The 16,836-nt window shown below is 56.1% G+C and carries 12 protein-coding genes; 7 read left to right on the plus strand and 5 right to left on the minus strand.

Going from position 1 to position 16,836, the window contains the following annotated elements:
- Positions 1–1,017 precede the first annotated feature (1,017 nt).
- The 3 genes from RISK_RS00565 to RISK_RS00575 all read right to left on the minus strand — a co-directional run bounded on the left by RISK_RS00565 (position 1,018) and on the right by RISK_RS00575 (position 3,988).
- On the minus strand, positions 1,018–2,076 hold the full coding sequence (locus RISK_RS00565; RefSeq protein WP_047812346.1) for a zinc-binding metallopeptidase family protein: 1,059 nt from the start codon (positions 2,074–2,076) through the stop codon (positions 1,018–1,020).
- 138 nt (positions 2,077–2,214) lie between these two features.
- Positions 2,215–2,511, minus strand: coding sequence for a hypothetical protein (locus tag RISK_RS00570; RefSeq protein ID WP_236695914.1), 297 nt, complete (start codon positions 2,509–2,511; stop codon positions 2,215–2,217).
- 22 nt (positions 2,512–2,533) lie between these two features.
- Positions 2,534–3,988 (minus strand): RecQ family ATP-dependent DNA helicase, encoded by a 1,455-nt coding sequence (locus RISK_RS00575; RefSeq protein WP_047812318.1) that lies wholly within the window; start codon positions 3,986–3,988, stop codon positions 2,534–2,536.
- A gap of 354 nt (positions 3,989–4,342) precedes the next feature.
- Between RISK_RS00575 and RISK_RS00580 the strand changes: the two genes are divergently transcribed.
- Together RISK_RS00580 and RISK_RS00585 are read left to right on the plus strand one after the other, a co-directional pair.
- Entirely contained in the window at positions 4,343–5,800 is a 1,458-nt protein-coding gene (locus RISK_RS00580; RefSeq protein WP_047812348.1) for an SDR family oxidoreductase, read from the plus strand.
- A 243-nt stretch (positions 5,801–6,043) separates the two neighbouring features.
- Entirely contained in the window at positions 6,044–6,670 is a 627-nt protein-coding gene (locus tag RISK_RS00585) for an SOUL family heme-binding protein (protein ID WP_047812319.1), read from the plus strand.
- A gap of 37 nt (positions 6,671–6,707) precedes the next feature.
- Here the strand turns inward: RISK_RS00585 and RISK_RS00590 are convergent, their stop codons facing one another.
- Positions 6,708–7,658 (minus strand): phosphatase PAP2 family protein, encoded by a 951-nt coding sequence (locus tag RISK_RS00590; RefSeq protein WP_173442598.1) that lies wholly within the window; start codon positions 7,656–7,658, stop codon positions 6,708–6,710.
- Positions 7,659–7,815: 157 nt separating this feature from the next.
- Here RISK_RS00590 and RISK_RS00595 point away from each other — a divergent pair, with 157 nt between their 5' ends.
- The 5 genes from RISK_RS00595 (at position 7,816) to RISK_RS33325 (ending at position 14,376) form a co-directional block, all read left to right on the plus strand.
- A complete protein-coding gene (locus tag RISK_RS00595) occupies positions 7,816–8,715 on the plus strand; it encodes a DUF1559 domain-containing protein (protein ID WP_083434699.1) in 900 nt (299 codons plus the stop codon).
- 91 nt (positions 8,716–8,806) lie between these two features.
- Complete coding sequence (locus tag RISK_RS00600) at positions 8,807–9,190, plus strand: BlaI/MecI/CopY family transcriptional regulator (RefSeq protein WP_047812321.1); 384 nt, start codon at positions 8,807–8,809, stop codon at positions 9,188–9,190.
- Positions 9,190–10,293, plus strand: coding sequence for a M56 family metallopeptidase (locus RISK_RS00605; protein WP_047812322.1), 1,104 nt, complete (start codon positions 9,190–9,192; stop codon positions 10,291–10,293). The genes RISK_RS00600 and RISK_RS00605 overlap by 1 nt, the downstream gene beginning before the upstream one ends.
- Before the next feature lie 195 nt (positions 10,294–10,488).
- Entirely contained in the window at positions 10,489–12,981 is a 2,493-nt protein-coding gene (locus tag RISK_RS00610) for a glycosyltransferase (RefSeq protein ID WP_047812323.1), read from the plus strand.
- Between the two features lie 1,269 nt (positions 12,982–14,250).
- Positions 14,251–14,376, plus strand: coding sequence for a hypothetical protein (locus RISK_RS33325; protein ID WP_261340204.1), 126 nt, complete (start codon positions 14,251–14,253; stop codon positions 14,374–14,376).
- Positions 14,377–14,390: 14 nt separating this feature from the next.
- Here the strand turns inward: RISK_RS33325 and RISK_RS00615 are convergent, their stop codons facing one another.
- Positions 14,391–16,760 carry a S8 family peptidase gene (locus RISK_RS00615; protein ID WP_047812324.1) on the minus strand — a complete coding sequence of 790 codons (2,370 nt, stop codon included), beginning with the start codon at positions 16,758–16,760 and terminating at the stop codon, positions 14,391–14,393.
- Between the last annotated feature and the right edge of the window lie 76 nt (positions 16,761–16,836).

Below are 16,836 nucleotides of genomic sequence, written 5' to 3' on the forward strand. Positions count from 1 at the left end.
TTCGCATCAATCAATCACACCACGTTCCCATGGATCGGCCGTCAAAGATTCCAACCCACCCTTCGGAAAGACGGCAATGTTTGCATCGGGGCGACTGGGCCGAATCGTCGCCCACTAACGGTCACGCAATGACCACCTTCCAGATCAGCGGGCCATTTTAAACGCGGAGAGGCGGAGGAGCGGAGATTCGCGGAGAGAGGTCACCGATCAACCTGGTTTGGGTCCGCAGTAACGTTTGACGACGCTGGCCGTCAATCATTTTGGCTTTGCAAAAATTGATGAACATGCCAACGTCCAATTTCATCAAACCCAAATGAGACCAAGCCGGCGATGAACTTCGATCGCTGCACCAATGACCACATCAGTCAAATTCATTTGATTCCATCTCAATCACCACCAGCTCAGCACCCTCTTCCCCCCAATCTCCGCGATACTCCGCTCCTCCGCCTCTCCGCGTTTCAATCTTCTCATCAATCAATCACACCACGTTCCCATGGATCGGACGTCAAAGATCCCAACCCACCCTTCGGAAAGACGGCAATGTTTGCATCGGGGCGACTGGGCCGAATCGTCACCCACTAACGATCACCCAATGACCACCTTCCAAATCAGCGGGCCATTTTAAACGCGGAGAAACGGAGGAGCGGAGCTTCGCGGAGAGAGGTCACCGATCAACCTGGTTTGGATCCGCCGTAACGGTTGACGACGCTGGCCGTCAATCATTTTGGCTTTGCGAAAATTGATGAACATGCCAACGTCCAATTTCATCAAACCCAAATGAGACCAAGCCGGCGAGGAACTTCGATCGCTGCACCAACAATCACGACCGCTACTTCTTTCGGTTCTATCTCAATCTCCAACAGGTTAAAAACACCCTCGTTCCATCCTCCGCGATGCTCCGCTCCTCCGCCTCTCCGCGTTTCAATCTTCTCATCGATCAACCCCGCCCCGTTGCAATTGATCGGCAATCAAAGCTTCCAACCCACCCTTCGGAAAAAACTCGAATCCCATCGTCATTCAAACACTTGCACCAGTGAGACGGGTCAAGACTTTCAGCACCGCCTCGACACTCGACAAGTTGGCAGTTTCGGTTTGGGTGTGATAGGACGACGTCGGCAACTGCAACGTTGTTCCGGAGACATCCCCGCTGGTCGCGTCGATCAACCGTCCGAGCTCGGTTCGGCCGATCGAGATTTGCTTTTCACGCGTCTTGTTCAGCTCGCTCACGTATTCGTCTTTGAAGCGATGTGTCACCTTCAGTTGATCACAGACCCGCTTGAGTTCCCCCGTGACGGCTGGCTCAAACTCCGCCACCGAATCACGATTCCGAAGCACCACTTCTTGTGCGTTCAAGTCTTCTTGGGTTGGAAACGGACTGGTGTCCAACACGACCAAACGTTGCGTCTTCAAATCAAATCGCTGGAACCACTCCGCAACGTATCGATAGCTCCGCCCGCATTCTTCGCCGGCCGTGAAGAACGCTGTGCCGCGAAAACCGCGGCGGATCATCTCAATCAAAATCGCGACGGACACGACGTTGTCGAGCTGGGCTGAGATTTGACCATCTTCTTCCCGCAATCGATCGACGAATGAAATGGGCGTCCCAGGTTGCAAAAAGTCCAGCCCATCGATGTCGAAGATCAAATTCTTGCGACGCGGGCAAATGAAGGATTCCGTGATCGTGCCTTGTCCGAGATAAGATCCCGCGTAGGGCGTGTGAGCTTGCACGCGTTGGCCGCGAAAACGGCCGGCGATCAGTTCCATGAACTGCTCCGAAATCGAATCCCCATTCAGTTCCCCACGGTTCCCGGCAATGAAGGCTGCGTACTGAAACTCACGGGGACCGGTGCAAAGCAACCCGTGTCGATCCACGTGCGCCGAGAGGTAATTGCTCTCTGGATCACTGCCTTGAGCGACCAGCAGCCCGTGATAACGGGTGATCGTGACCGGAAACTCTTCCAACTCGCGTCGCAGCACGCGAAAGAAGGCGTCTTCCACGCCGACGACCGAGGGTTCGCGAATGAGTGCCCGAAGCAGATGCAGGAAACCTTGAAGCGAGTCGTGGGAGCGTTTCATGAGCGGACTGACGGAAGCGGGTGCAGACTCCCGATCGAGAGCCCACAACACCTGGTGGAACGAGTGTTTGGACAATGCGTATATGCCGTTCCAGCCAACCGCACAATGGCACCTTCGAAAGAAAGCTGGCTGCCGGTTTCAACGCGTCTCCCACCAATCCGCGTAGGGTGTATTCCTCACCAGTTGACGGTTGTGATCGGTGTCGTCGTCCCACCAAGTCGGCCCGCGTTCCCCGAGCTGGATCTTCGCCTCGTTGACCGCATCGCGAGCCATCTGCATCGCGTCTTTATCACCCGATGCTTTCGCAGACTTCACGTCCCGTCTCGCTTTCATCAATTCGCGAACGAATTGCTGACGCTCCGTCTCGCTCAAGTTCGGATTGGTGCACCGCCACAATCGTTGCTGGTGAACAAAGTATCGACCTTCAGGTGTCATCGGGTACTTCACAGCCAGCCCCTCACGCACTCGCAACCGCGACGGCTCCGCACTGATCACAAAGACAATCCGCGTTCGTCGTTTCGCTGACGCCAAAATGCTCACGGAGCAATTCCCACCGGCACTTCGACGACTCAGCAAACTCGACCATCTCACGCAGTGCCACCTGACGATCCTCGGATCTCACTCGAGTTGCTTCCTCCAACCGGTCCGCAACACGGTGCTCGAGCTCTTCCACGATCAAACGCCATCGACCTCGCCCAGCGGGAGCGACAATGCCGCGAGACGACAACAATTGAAAACAGTTCTTCAGCGTGACCCGGCCGAGCGGACTGATCGGGGCCAGCTTCGACAACGCCACCTCACCGTTTTCACCAAGCTCATGGACGCCGCGAACCAATGTGTGATGCGCCGTCATGATCTTGCTTGCCTCGATCATCCCGCCAGCAAACATTTTCCGCAGGTCCACATCGGACGGATCATACAGCAGCGTGCAACGCGATCGCTTGCCGTCTCGCCCAGCTCGCCCCATCTCCTGGTAGTACGACTCCAACGAACCCGGCAACTCAGCATGGATGACTTGGCGGAGGTCCTGTTTGTCGATGCCCAACCCAAACGCATTGGTGGCAAACATCACTCTCGGGCATCCATTCATGAACTCTTCTTGGGCATCGGCTCGATCGGCCTTTCGCATTTTGCCGTGGTAGCACAATCCACCGAAGGATTTCGCCAGCTGGTCAGCCGTCTTGGTCGTTCCGCAATAAACAATCGCTGGCTCGGTGCGTTCCAGCATGCCTTCGATCTCGAGAGCACGATGCAACTGCTTCAGCTTGTCCTCCGCCGAGTAGCAACGAACGACTTCGATCCGCAAGTTGGGCCGATCGATTCCGGTTCGAACAATGGTTGGGTCGTTCAAACGCAGCGAGCATCGCACCTCATCCAGCGTTCGTTCGGATGCGGTTGCGGTGAGTGCGGCCAGCGGCGGATTCCCCAATCGCTCGCGGATGGATGGCAAACACAAGTAGTCCGGACGGAAGTCGTGCCCCCATTGGCTGACACAATGAGCCTCATCGACCACCATCAACCCGACTCCCACACCGGCGAGCAATTCGCAGATGTCGGTTTTCTGCAATCGTTCCGGTGTCGTGAGAACGAACTTGACCTCTCCCGCTGAGATCTTCGAACGAGCGGACTGGATTTGTTTCGCCGTCCGGGTGCTGTTGAGCACGACCGTTGGCTGACCAGCCTCCTTCAGATGTTCCGCCTGATCTTTGGCGAGCGAAATCAGCGGGCTGACCACCAACGTCACTCCTTCGCGAAGAATGCCAGGCAGTTGGTAACACAGGCTTTTGCCGGCCCCGGTTGGCATCAACACAATCGTGTCTTTGCCAGCCACAATCGATTCGCAGGCCTCGCGTTGACCATGACGAAAGGATTGAAACCCGAAGCAACGATCGAGTTGAGCGAGGAGATTCATCGTAGAACAGTCATGCAGTTGGCGGCGATTCAAACGCCGACGAGCGGCACGTGGTGGGCCAACTTCGCAAAGCCCGTGCCAACTCCCCGGCAGCCGACGGTTCCTTTTCTTAGATGAACCATGTCGCCACCTGTTCCTCCCGCGAAGCAACGCGTGAACAATAAGTGACGTAGCGGAAGGGCGCGAGCCCTCCGGTTCCTCACCGGGCGGCTTGCGCCACACCGCTAACATCGTCACTCATTGTTCACGCGTTGCTAACCTGTCTGCAGAGCGTTGACGGTCGCGAAAAAGCTGCGGCGAAAAAAATCGTACGACACAGCGCACCACCTGCTGCCTCCTGAAACCGGTTCACCCATGACGGAATCCTCCTCCCGCGACCAACGCATCTTAATTTGCGGAGCCACCGGCTATGTCGGAGGACGCCTGGCCAGACGTTTGCTGGAAGAGGGCTACCAGGTGACTTGCCTCGTCCGAAGCCCCGAAAAACTGACCAAGTTTTCTTGGGGACAGCACGAGCGTCTCACCGTCGTCCAAGGCGAACTGGAAGACACCGAGGCCACCGGGCGAGCTCTCGAGAACATCGATGTGGCATACTACCTCGTGCATTCGATGCAGTCCGCCAAAGGTGAATACGCTCAACGAGACCGCGAACTAGCGACCGGTTTCCGAGACACCGCCCAGGAATCTTCGTGTCGACGAATCATCTACCTCGGTGGGCTGGGCGAGTTGGGTGCGGACCTTTCCGAACACCTCGACAGTCGACACGAAGTCGGAGAAATCCTGCAATCCGGCCGGGTGCCCACCACCGTCTTCCGAGCCGCGATGATCATCGGTTCCGGCTCTGCATCCTTTGAAACGCTGCGTTACTTGGTGGAGCGATTGCCGATCATGGTCACTCCCAAGTGGGTCAAAACCGAAACCCAGCCCGTCGCGATTCGTGATGTCCTTCGCTACCTCGCCGCTTGTTTGGATGTGGAAGAAACGGCTGGCAAAACCTTGGACATTGGCGGCCCCGATGTCATGTCGTATCGCAATGTCATGCAGGTGATGGCGGAGAAACTGAAACTGCGCCGCCGGATCATCTTGCCGGTTCCCGTTTTGACTCCGTACCTCAGCAGCCTCTGGATCGGTTTGGTGACGCCGGTCAGCAGCAGCATCGCCCGACCGCTTTCCGAGGGTCTGAAGAACCGCACCGTTTGCCGGAACGACGATGCGGTGCGATTGATGCCGGGTGAATGCCTGGGAATTGAAGCGGCCATTGAGGCAGCGTTGGGCAAAACTCAGCAAGGCGATATCGAAACACGTTGGTCCACCGCAGGTAAAATCCCGGGCGACCCAGACTGGTCCGGAGGAACAACGTTGACCGACCGCCGCGAAATCTCGGTCCAAGGTTCCGTCGAGCAAACCTTTGCCGAGATTCGATCGATCGGCGGAGCCAATGGTTACTGGGGGGCGGGTTTCCTCTGGCGAATTCGCGGCTGGATGGATCAAGCGATCGGCGGGCCCGGACTCCGACGTGGCCGCCGCCACCCTCGTGATTTGCATTACGGGGAAGCCGTTGACTTCTGGCGAGTCACCAAACTGGTTCCCAACGAACGCCTGACCTTGCGAGCCGAGATGAAGCTGCCCGGCGAAGCAGAACTGGACTTCCAATTGGAACCGTCCTCCGCAGAAACAACGCAGGTGGTCATGACGGCCAGATTCCGCCCCAAGGGCTTGCTGGGCCTGGCCTATTGGTACGCGGTGTTGCCGCTGCACGGCCTCGTCTTCCCGGTCATGCTTCGCGGGATCGCGAAGAGCGTTCAGCGGTAGGCTCCCGTGTTGAACGAGCTCGCTTCGATCGAACGAGTGGTCTGTCAAAGCGAAAAGTCAGGGTTGGTCGTAGTGGACGAGGCCACGAGTCCTTGGATTTGACACCAGTTCAGGACTCGTGGCCTCGTCCACTCCCCTAAAAACAAGTCCTGACAGACCACTAGCCAGCCATCTATGGTTCATTGGTAGACGATTCGCTTTCCGATCTGTCGCCATCAACCAGCGCAGACAAAAGGCAATCCGATGTCCCGTCGAAAAATCATGACTGTCGCAACGATCGCCGTTCTGGTCACCGGCGGAGTGTTCCTGCTGAGCCGAACCACGCGAGCGGGATACGAATCGGCGGAATACAAAGTCATCGAGTCCGACGGCGAGTTTGAAATTCGCGAGTATCCCGATCTGATGCTGGTCGCAACGAAGACCAAGATCGATGCGGAAGGCCGAGACGGCAGCTTCATGAAGCTCTTTCGCTACATCTCGGGAGCCAACGAAGCCGAGCAAAAGATTTCCATGACGACTCCAGTCTTCATGGAAAACGACCAAGCCGATTCCGAAGTCCAGATGGGATTTGTGATGCCGAAGGAAGTCGCGGTCGAAGGCGTTCCCTCACCAACCGGCCCCGACGTCGATGTCCGCAAACGAGCCGGCGGGCGTTTCGCAGTGATCCGATTCCCCGGCAAGTTGGACAAAAAGCTCGCCAAGGAATCTGAAGCCAAACTACGAGCCTGGATGGAAACCAAGGGCCTGACCGCAGCCGTCAACGAAGAAGATGAGTCGAACAAAACCAGCGGAGTCGAAGCCGCCTCCTACGATCCGCCCTTCACTCCCGCGGCTCTGCGTCGCAACGAAGTCCTGATTCGGCTGAAATAGAGCCAACCGGAACGGCCGTGATTGTCGGGCTCGTTGGCTAATAGCGGAACTCCAACATGCCACCGACACCACCACTTTCGCTCATGTAGGGAAGGATTTGCGTGTTGCGATCCGACAACTCCGTCCGGTCAATCGCGGCTGCGGCGGCGTAGGCCATCCACCATCCCAGTGCAACTTGAGACGGATAGTGAGCGTCGTCATTGACACGCGAAAGCGGCCCAAGAAACGAACCCGCATAGAAGCTGGCTTTGAGCAGAGGACGGTCCGTCATCTTGGCCGCGTTGATGAACGGCAAAGCGGACATAAACGCATGCCCGCTCACGCCATTGTTGTCTTGAAATGGGAGCCAACGCGATCCGCGATCAAGTTCGCCGGGGCGTGAACCACCCGTCAACCGTTGAGCCAAGATCAACGGCGGTGCACCAACCAAGAACGAACGCATCGATCGTTCACCCCAACGCCCTGTTGTGACCAACATCGGCGAGTCCTCGAAGTACTCTCCCGCTGCCCAAGCGGTCGCGAAAACCGGAAGCGAATACAGACCGTTGCCGAGCTCTTTGTCTGCGTGCAAGAATTCGGACCAATCATCACTGGTCGCACCTCTGACGCTGGTTTGAAAGTGCCTGTGCAATTGATCGTCCAATTGCGTGTTGGCAACCGCTGCACCAAGGAAGAATCCTCCCGTCAAGAATCGGAATGTCTCGAGGTCGTAGTAGTTTTGGTGATCCAGTTGGATTCGCTGCCACAGCGAGGAACGATCCCACTCGACGGAACGGACGACCTCCGGCGCTGGCGGGAAAACCGTCTCCGTTGAAAACGATGTGTCCAACCAATTCGCCGGATGCGAAACCAAGCGTGTCGGTGGAAGGTCACTCGCGAACAACGGGTCTTCCGCATGACTCGGCCCTGAGCCAAGCACGGTGAAGACCAGGCAAATGCTCGTCAGCAATCGTCGTTGCGACAAGAGGGAAACGAGGGAAAGCTTCACGTGAATATCCGCTTGGAGGAATCGGTTGCCAGCTCCCTACTTACTAACCGTTTAGTTTTTACAGCAACCCGATCCGACTCGCAAAACCGGGATTGCCAAAAAACTAATTCCTTCGTATCTTGTTTTGCATCACCCCACACGGACGTGGTCACTCAACATGCAAAACACCCACTCGATCACTCACCGCCCAACGCCACTTCCACAAAGTGGCTTCACGATCCTTGAGCTGATGATCGTTGTTTCGATCCTGGGTGCATTGGCGGCAATCTTGTTGCCAGCGATGGGGTCCGCACGCGAGGCCGCGCGGCGAGTGCAGTGCACGAATCATTTGCGTGAAATCGGTCTCGCGCTTCACGGCCATCACGCTGCCCAAAAGCAGCTTCCCGTTGGTTGGACGTTTGACCCCAGCACCACGTCTGCGTTTGGTTGGGTCGTGCCACTGCTGCCCTTCATCGACGAAGATGCACTCGCCGTTCAGATCGATATGAAACGGGCGTTGGATGACTCTCGACACGAACTCGCCCGATCCACGTCGCTGCCCTGGATGCTTTGTCCGTCCGACATCACCGAACCCTCCTTCACACTCTTCGAGGGCCATGAAGTCGACTCCATCGAGAGCGACTCGGCCTCGCTGAACAGCGAAGAATCGATTCCTTTGATGCAGTTGCCAACCGCCAATTTCGTGGGCATCTTTGGCACCATCGAAGCGGATGACTCCACCCCAGCACCGGTTGGTGATGGCGCATTTCTTGAGAACCGGGCAACGCGATTTCGCGACTTCCTTCGAGGGACATCCCACACAATCATCGTGGGCGAACGCACGATGGCGCAGGTCCCATCCACTTGGATTGGTGTCAGCCTGGCTGGCGAAGATGCTGCGGCCCGCGTGGTTGGTTCGGCCTTGGAAGGCATCAACAATCCACTGGCAGACGAATGCGATCTTTCCAGTCGTCACCCTGGCGGAGCAAACTTTTTGTGGGGCGACGGCCATGTCACGTTTGTGACCGAGAACGTCGACCTACGCGAATATCACCGCTGGGCCAAACTTCGCGAGTAGCAATTCATTTCGGTTTGCAAGCGAACGTCTTGCCACTTCCAACTCAAAACTTCACGTCACTCTTCCGCGTTCCTCACTGAAATACCCACTGATGCCACGATCGAAAAAGCGAGTTGAGCTGACCAAATGCGAAGCTGAAGTGATGGATGTAGTCTGGGACAAAGGCAGCGTCACCGTCAACGATGTCGTCGACACCATCGATCGCGAACTCGCCTACACAACGGTGCTGACCACGATGAAGATCTTGGAAGACAAAAAGATCGTCCGCCGTGGGAAGAAGATCGGCCGCGCGTTCACCTACACACCCAAAGTCTCGCGAGAGCAAGTCCAGGAAGGCATGGTGAAATCGCTCGCCGACCAGTTGTTTGGTGGATCCATTCGCTCTCTCGTATTGAATCTACTTGAATCCGATGCGGTATCGCCGGATGACATTGAAGCGGTCAAGAAAGCCGCCTCCAAACTCGGGGACTCGTGATGGATCTTCGATTTGCATTGGAAGTCGGAAGCACGTTGTGCTTGCAAATCTCGATTGTCATTGCGATGACTGCCGCGTTGCAGCGCTGGGTCGTGGACGCACGCTGGGGATGTCGACTCTGGACAACTTGCTTTCTTTGCATCATCGGATTGGTTGCCGCGGCACTGTTGCTTCCCCACCGTCGATTGTTTCACTTCCCCGTCACGCTATCGCGTGAATCGATGCTTGAAATTGTGGTCTGGCAAACCCGAATCGCGATCGCATTGTTGAGTGTGTGGACGGTTGGAGCGGTCTGGTCCATCGTGCAGCGGTGCTGGCTATGCATCGGCTTGCTACAGTTTCTAAGACATGAATGCGATCCAATCGATGCCGCAGAACTACTCCAGGCAACCGATATCTCGTCAAACGAGTGCCAACCGCTTTCGATCTGTGTCTCCGACAAAATCCAAGGCCCGTTCTGCTGGCAGTTGCACCGCCCCGTGGTCGTGCTGCCGTCGTTCATGATCAACGATCATCATGCTGGAGACGCGACCCTACGGCACGTTTTGCTTCACGAACTCGAGCACTTGCGTACCCAGCACCCGATGCAGCACTTCCTGCAAGGCATTTGCTCGACGCTCTTTTGGTTCCACCCAATGGTTCGGTCCGCGGCACACAAGGCTGAATTGACACGCGAATTCTTGTGCGACGAAGTTGCAGCCACCACGATCGGAAAGTTCAGCGCCTACCTGAGGACCCTGGCCAAAGTTGCCGAGCAATGCCGTCGCCAGCCCTGCAATGGTGCTCCCAAGGGAACGCTTGCCTTTGGAAACGATGACAGCACTTTGATTCGCCGCAGCAAACGTTTGGTGATGCTGGCGGAGAACAAACCGGCTCGAGCTCATTGGCGGGCGATCATGGCACTCACCACCATCTTGCTCTGCGCAACGCTCGTGCAACAAGTCTGGTTGCCGACCAATGTGATGGCTTCGCAGCGAAGCGACTGGTCCCCGTGGCCAAGCTGGACAGCAAAAGCACTGCATCAATTCAACTTGCAGGTCCGAGACTTCGAGTCCTTTGAAGATCGCGTGCAAATGCACGAATTGTTGACGGAAGAAGACTGAACGAAAGCTGAAACGTCGCGGAAGGACTCCCAGGGTTCTCCTCTCTCTATCCAGCACGCCGACTCAGACGACAGCTCAGATGCTTCCCAAACTCAACTACTAAGCCTTTACGATTTCCACTTGCGGTCCTCGCAATCCAACCAGGACAATCTCCTCGCCTCAACTACTAACCCTTCAGTACAAAGGAGTGCACGGATGCACGAGATCGAAACCACACAAACGCCATTCGCTGACACCGCCAGGATGGGCGCGAAAGCGCCCCCGACGCCGTCGATCACATTGATTTTGCCTGCCTACAATGAAGCGGAAGTGATCGCCGACGCAATCACGGAAGCCGATTCGGCTTTGTCTTCGATCACCAGCCAATACGAAATCATCGTTATCGATGACGGCAGTCATGACGCGACCGCTGAAACGGTTCGGGAGTTCGCAAAGTTCCTTCCCTCATTGCGACTGGTCCAGCACCCACGCAATCAAGGTTACGGTGCGGCCATTCGAACCGGTTTCTCCGAAGCAAAGTGTGACCTGGTTGTCTTCACCGATGCGGATTGTCAATTCGATCTGACCGAACTGGATCGGTTCGTTTTGCTATCGGAACGCTACGACATTGTTTGTGGCTATCGCATCGACCGGAAAGATTCGTCGCTGCGATGTCTCTACTCAAGAGTCTACAACCTGCTGGTTCGAGCGATGTTGAACACCGGGGTGCGCGACGTCGATTGCGCACTCAAAATGTTTCATCGCGACGTCGCCAAGAAGTTGCGTCTCACCGGAGACGGGTTCCTTGTCAATTCGGAGATGCTGACCCAAGCAAAACGTTTCGGTCACAGCGTTGTTGAAGTCGGTGTCTCGCACCGGCCACGCATGCTCGGTGAAAGCACGGTCTCGATCAAGCACATTCCAACGGTACTCGCGTCTTTGGTGCGTTACTGGTGGAACGAAGTCCAGTTCCCGGTCCCGGAGCACGTCGATTGCCAAGAGCCGAAAGCGACATCAGCCAGTTGCTTTGGTCTGAACCCAAAGTGGTTGCAAATTGGACTGTTGTTCCTTGCAGCCATGTTCATGTTCGCCAACCTGGGGTACCCGCTGATTGACCGCGACGAAACCAGGTACGCTGAAATCCCAAGAGAAATGATCGCGACCGGCAACTGGGTTTTGCCCCAACTCAATTTCGAGACCTATTACGACAAGCCGCCGCTTCTGTACTGGCTGTGTGCAATCAGTTTCAAGTTGTTCGGAATCAGCGAGGTTTCCGCCCGTTTGGTTCCCGCCTTTGCCGCGATCTGCACGTTGGCATCCACCATGTTCTTTGGCTCACGACTCTTCGGGCGAACTGTCGGACTGCACGCGGGCGTCGTCCTCTTGCTCTCGGTCGGGTTTGCTTTCACGAGTCGCTACCTGTTGCTCGACGGCGTATTGGCATTGTTTGTCTCGCTGTCACTTTTCGCCGCGTTGGAGGCGATTCGAAATCCCACTTCGACCGGTGCTGCGGGAACTTTGCAACTCAGGTGGTGGATCCTATCGGGCGTTTGCATTGGCTTGGCGTTTCTGACCAAAGGACCGATCGCGATCGTGCTTTGGCTTCCCCCGGTGCTGGCAATGACTTGGGTTTCCGAAGCTCATGCTCGCCCTGCTTGGTGGCACTACGGAGTTCTCGGTGGCGTGGCATCGATGATCGCCGCCCCATGGTTTCTGCTCGTGCACCTGGAAGACACAACTTTTTTGAACGAGTTCTTTTACAGACATAACATCGCCCGGTTCGCTGGCGAGTTCCATCCCAAGCCCATCTGGTATTTCCTACCTGTCCTGCTGATCGCCGGTCACCCGTGGTCGTTCCTGACGATCCCCTACGCAAAATTTTTGATGGCGCGTGACGAACGGTCTCGCCGCCAACGACCTCCAGCCATCGGGTACCTGTTGCTGTGGAGTGGTTGGTGCTTCGCGTTCTTTTCCATGTCGAGCTGCAAACTCCCCACCTATCTTTTGCCAGCTGCTCCGGCACTGGCATTGATGGTCGGGCACTACCTGCACACCGTTCTTGGCGATGCAAGCCATCCGCAAAAGCACTTCTTTGCTCGATTCTGGTCCGCACGTTCGGCAACCGCGTCCACATGCTTTGCTGGCGTCGCATTCGTGGTGTATGCGATGATCTACACGGACGACGCCACCGCCGTGCTGTTCGCTTGGGCCATGCTGTGGGCGGCTCTGCTGATTTCATCATTGGTGCTGATGGCGGATCGACATCAAGCCCGAATCGCTTGGGGAACGTCCGCCGTGTTCGCCTTCCTGTTTGCGGTCATGGTCATGCACCAAATGGTGCCTGCCTACAGCCGATCCCAGACCCTCTTTGGAGAATCCTCGCCATTGGCGAACCAACTTGGTGTCGACGAATCCACACCGATCGCCACCATTGAGCACGAGTTTTCAGAAGTGCCCTTCTATCTCAACCGAGCGAACATCGCTCACTTCGCCCACCTGAGCGATCAAGGCATCAAACGGTTCCTGGTTCGAAACTCGAACTGCATTTTGATTGTTGATTCGCACATCGCCATCGAATCTCTGCGAGATCAACTGCCCGCCAAAATCAAAATCGCTCCGCTCCTTCAACGTGGGCCAGCAGCACTCTACCGCGTTAGCGCCGTCCCGATTGTGGACCAAGTTGCTCAACGAGCAACGCTGGCAAGATGAGGCGTCTTCTGACGAAACTCAAACGCTGGATCCGACTCCGCCCCATTCAACCATGCGTGTTCGGCCCTGGCGATCGATCGGACGTCGCATTGGTGATTTCCATGGCGGAGCAACTGGAAGCACAGCAACGATAATGATCGGGCATCACCATGTGAGCCATTTGGGCGTTCGCCTGGACTGCGAAAGGTTTGGCGTTGTGACGCACTGTGGTTGCGCAAGATTTCATCCCGGGAGGGATTCCAGATGGTAGCCGTCGGTAAGCGATCGCGCCACCGACGGACATGCCCCCACGCCACCACTCTCCATCCCGCCGTGGCCGATGGCCACGGCGGGATGGAGAGTGTTTTTTGGGACGCTCGTTTTCCGGGGGTACGCTGCGACGCAGCAACCCCCGGCTACCATCTGACATCCCTCCCGGGATGAAGCAACCACGCTTGCCAAGACATTTCAGATACCGAAAGACTCCTGCCGACCTGTTGAGGGTGAAGCAGGTACGCAGGAATGATTGGGTTTCCCCGTGTGAGCCGTTTGGGCGTTAGCCCCGGTTGGACGTGGATGCAACCACGCTTGCCAAGTCATTTCAAATGCCGAAAGACTCCTGTCGACCTGTTGAGGGTGAAGCAGGTACGCAGGAATGATTGGGTTTCACCTTGTGAGCCGTTTGGGCGTTAGCCCCGGTTTTGCGTGGGAACCGTGGCTAACGCCAAACGGCTCACATACCCGATGACACCTGCGTACCTGCTTAAAATAAGCCGGCCTTCACCGACATCGGCCTTTCGTTCCATCCACCAACGAGCCAGCACCTTGCTAGACGACTTCGATCTTTTCGGCGATGTGAGCGGATCCGACAGTTCCATTGGCTGTGGAGGGCTGATATTCACATTCGCCCTCGCTGCTCTCCTGTTCATCATCGTTTCGGTTTGGATGTCGTGAGAGCATTTCCTTCTTGCGGAGTCGCATCAGCCCAGGCGGATTCCGATTCCCCCAGATCCGCGTCGGTCAAACACACCTCCGCGTCCAAACCCACGTGATCTCGCCCGCCCCGGTGTCGGCCACCGGAGCAGTGAAGCGGACCGTCGAAAGCCGACTCGTTCCACCTGACTGACGGAAAATCGAACACAAGGCCTGACCCTTGCGAGGCCTTCCTCACCATCGCAAGCGATTTCCAGAAGCCACCAGCAGCAGCCTGCGAGTGTTGCCCATCACTTCCAACGATTACCGTGCCCGCAAGACAATGGAAGTGATGAGTGGCAAGCCATCCAATGACCTTTGGCTGATGATGAACGATTCGAAATTGAATCCATTGACCTTTTCACCGGTGATGTCGCACTCGATCACGCAGGCGTCACCGGCCCGTTACTGCACATTCCCGCCGACACGGTGGAAGCTCTGTAGCAACCTACCCACTGTTAGCTTCGCGAGCGTTGGCGGTCACGGAGGCGGTCACGGAGGCGGATTCGGTTCCGCACGAGATTGAACAGTCGCGGCTCGTCGGCTTCCAGAGTGACCGTGACGGCAAAGTTCTGCATTATGAACGATTCGGGTGCCCAGCGTCTATCGCAGCGAACGATCAGGTAGTAGCTGTCACCGTATTCGGCTTTCGATTTCATGAACTCCCAAGACGATCGTTGCAGCGTGCTCGACGCGAGTACTTTGGAGCTCGGCTGTAAGTTGCATTTGGCAGAACCTTGAAACGCGCCCTGTGGCTTCTCGCCGGTTCTTCCATAGTACGCTCGCTCCTGTTCTTCTAAGGCACGATAGGCGTTCTCTATTTCATCGACCGACTTGCCTCGAATGAGTGCGTATTGCATCCGCACGCCAAGGTACTCTGCCCTTCGACGGCGAACGGGTGGATCGAACGCTAAAGATACGGTGATTCGTTTTTTGCCGTTCGCATCTCTGAATTCGTCAAAAATCGGTACCTCGAAGATGGCGAAGGTGTCGATTGGGATTGCACCTTGGTAGTACATCGTGGGGCGACGATCGCCAGATTGAAGTGCAAAGTCGTCGTCGATCTTCCCGTAGCCACAGACTTTCCGTATGCCTTCTTTGCCATGTCTGGGTGCGATCAGGTCTTGAGCTGGCATTGGCACGGTCGCAGAGGCCGCGAGAATCGAACGAACCAAATTTGCTTGTGGCTCCTCGCCAAGTTCGTCACGCAATTTGTGCCAAACGGCTGCCGCAGTTCTGGCCACGAGCGGTGCGGCCATGCTGGTGCCGTTATCAAATGCAAAAAGCTGTTTGGTTGGTTCGTTGCTCAACGACATGACTGACATGCCACGTTCAACATCGACTTGCTTGGAGCCAGCGAAGCCACGAAAGCTCAGGTTGCCAGCTGAGGCGACAAATTCAGGCTTGATGGCGTCGTTGATTCCTAGACCGATGCGAGTAAGAGGTGCGGGTTGGTGGGGACGCGCGATGCCCAGATTGATGTCGTTTTTTCCCGCTCCCCGAAGAACCTCGGGTGCATCGTGCTCGGCGATGCCGCCCACGGTGATTGGGATAGCTGCCGTTGCGGGTTCGGTCAAGCCACACTCGTCACGAAACAAATATTCGGGATAGGTCGTGAGGATCGCTTCCGCCTCTTCGGGTGAAAAGCCAAAACCAAGGTCGTGATTCCCTGCCGAAATAACCAGCAGCACGTTGAATTCTCGAGCAAGAATGTCGAGACATTCAGCCCAAATACTCTGGCGGTCGCTATTTTGCTTCCAAGCGCTATCACCCCCGAGCGACATGTTGAACACACGGCATCGGTACGGATCTCGGGTGAAGACTTCAATGGCTCGACGCATTTGATGGATGATGAGTTCCTCATCATCGAATCGGTTTTCGTCGTTGAGTACGCGTGCGCTATAGAGGGTAACTGGTGAAGCGAAGGAACCGTCTTCGTAGCAACCAAGAACGCTTCCAAAAACCGCAAGTCCACCCACCATGGTTCCATGTCCGTTTTGATCCGTTGCTGTTTCTGTCGTCGTTAAGATTGACTCAGCGTGGCCGATGTTGTTGGCAATCAGTGGATGATTCGTTGCGATCCCACTATCGACCACGCAGACGCTTGGGCCGTCGACAGGTGGTCGTGGAGTCGCCGGGAAGTCTCTTTCGGTTGCCCGCCTTGCTTGTTGAATATCGAAACTCGGTTGCGTCGGCAGTTCGATCTCGCCAACAATGTCCAGGTCGAGTAGACGACTGAGAGTTGCCCCTTTAACGCTAATCCGCGCGAGGCAGATCAACTGCCCGATAAACGTATCGCAGACACGATCGTTGGGATCGTTACTTGATTGAATCGCAAGCTTAAGTTCCACGGTGGCCGCGCGTGCCAGTTCGACAGACCCGCGATGCCAAAGCTCGACGTCAACTACATAGCATTTATCCGAGTCGATGGCTTCGCCGCTTAATCCAATCGCGTCAGCCAGTCGTTTTGTGATGCGGTCTTCACGATTCCAAAGTCGCATCTGCTCGATTTGGATGTATTCGATAGCGTCAAAACCAGTCGATTTATATGGCTGGCCTGTTTTCGGATTTGTTGCAGGGCCTTGTTCGTAACCGTCAAGGACTTCGCGGAAACTGGTCAGATCCAATTCATCTCGGAAGGCGATAATTGCGTTGTCGGCTTCGATCGAAACCACGGAAATGCCGGCACCTTCGAGCAGTTCCTTCATCTGCAATGGTGGAGCGGATTTCACCAATGGAACGCGAAACACCAGGTGCGGCTGAACTGCCGAGGGTGGTGCGGGGCGGCGATTGAGTTGCCCTTCCATTTCGTCGAGACGTTGACGCACCTCGCTACCGAAGTGCGCTCGACTGCCTCGATCAGGTGGTGGTGCTGGCGGGGCAGGTCGTTTTCTACGATCTGGA

It is taken from the genome of Rhodopirellula islandica, assembly GCF_001027925.1.
Lineage (GTDB): Bacteria > Planctomycetota > Planctomycetia > Pirellulales > Pirellulaceae > Rhodopirellula > Rhodopirellula islandica.

Coding starts and splice junctions, on each gene's coding strand:
- RISK_RS00580 (WP_047812348.1), top strand. CDS start 4,343: ATGACGGAATCCTCCTCCCGCGACCAACGCATCTTAATTTGCGGAGCC.
- RISK_RS00575 (WP_047812318.1), bottom strand. CDS start 3,988: ATGAATCTCCTCGCTCAACTCGATCGTTGCTTCGGGTTTCAATCCTTT.
- RISK_RS00610 (WP_047812323.1), top strand. CDS start 10,489: ATGCACGAGATCGAAACCACACAAACGCCATTCGCTGACACCGCCAGG.
- RISK_RS00600 (WP_047812321.1), top strand. CDS start 8,807: ATGCCACGATCGAAAAAGCGAGTTGAGCTGACCAAATGCGAAGCTGAA.
- RISK_RS00605 (WP_047812322.1), top strand. CDS start 9,190: ATGGATCTTCGATTTGCATTGGAAGTCGGAAGCACGTTGTGCTTGCAA.
- RISK_RS00565 (WP_047812346.1), bottom strand. CDS start 2,076: ATGAAACGCTCCCACGACTCGCTTCAAGGTTTCCTGCATCTGCTTCGG.
- RISK_RS00570 (WP_236695914.1), bottom strand. CDS start 2,511: ATGACACCTGAAGGTCGATACTTTGTTCACCAGCAACGATTGTGGCGG.
- RISK_RS00595 (WP_083434699.1), top strand. CDS start 7,816: ATGCAAAACACCCACTCGATCACTCACCGCCCAACGCCACTTCCACAA.
- RISK_RS00585 (WP_047812319.1), top strand. CDS start 6,044: ATGTCCCGTCGAAAAATCATGACTGTCGCAACGATCGCCGTTCTGGTC.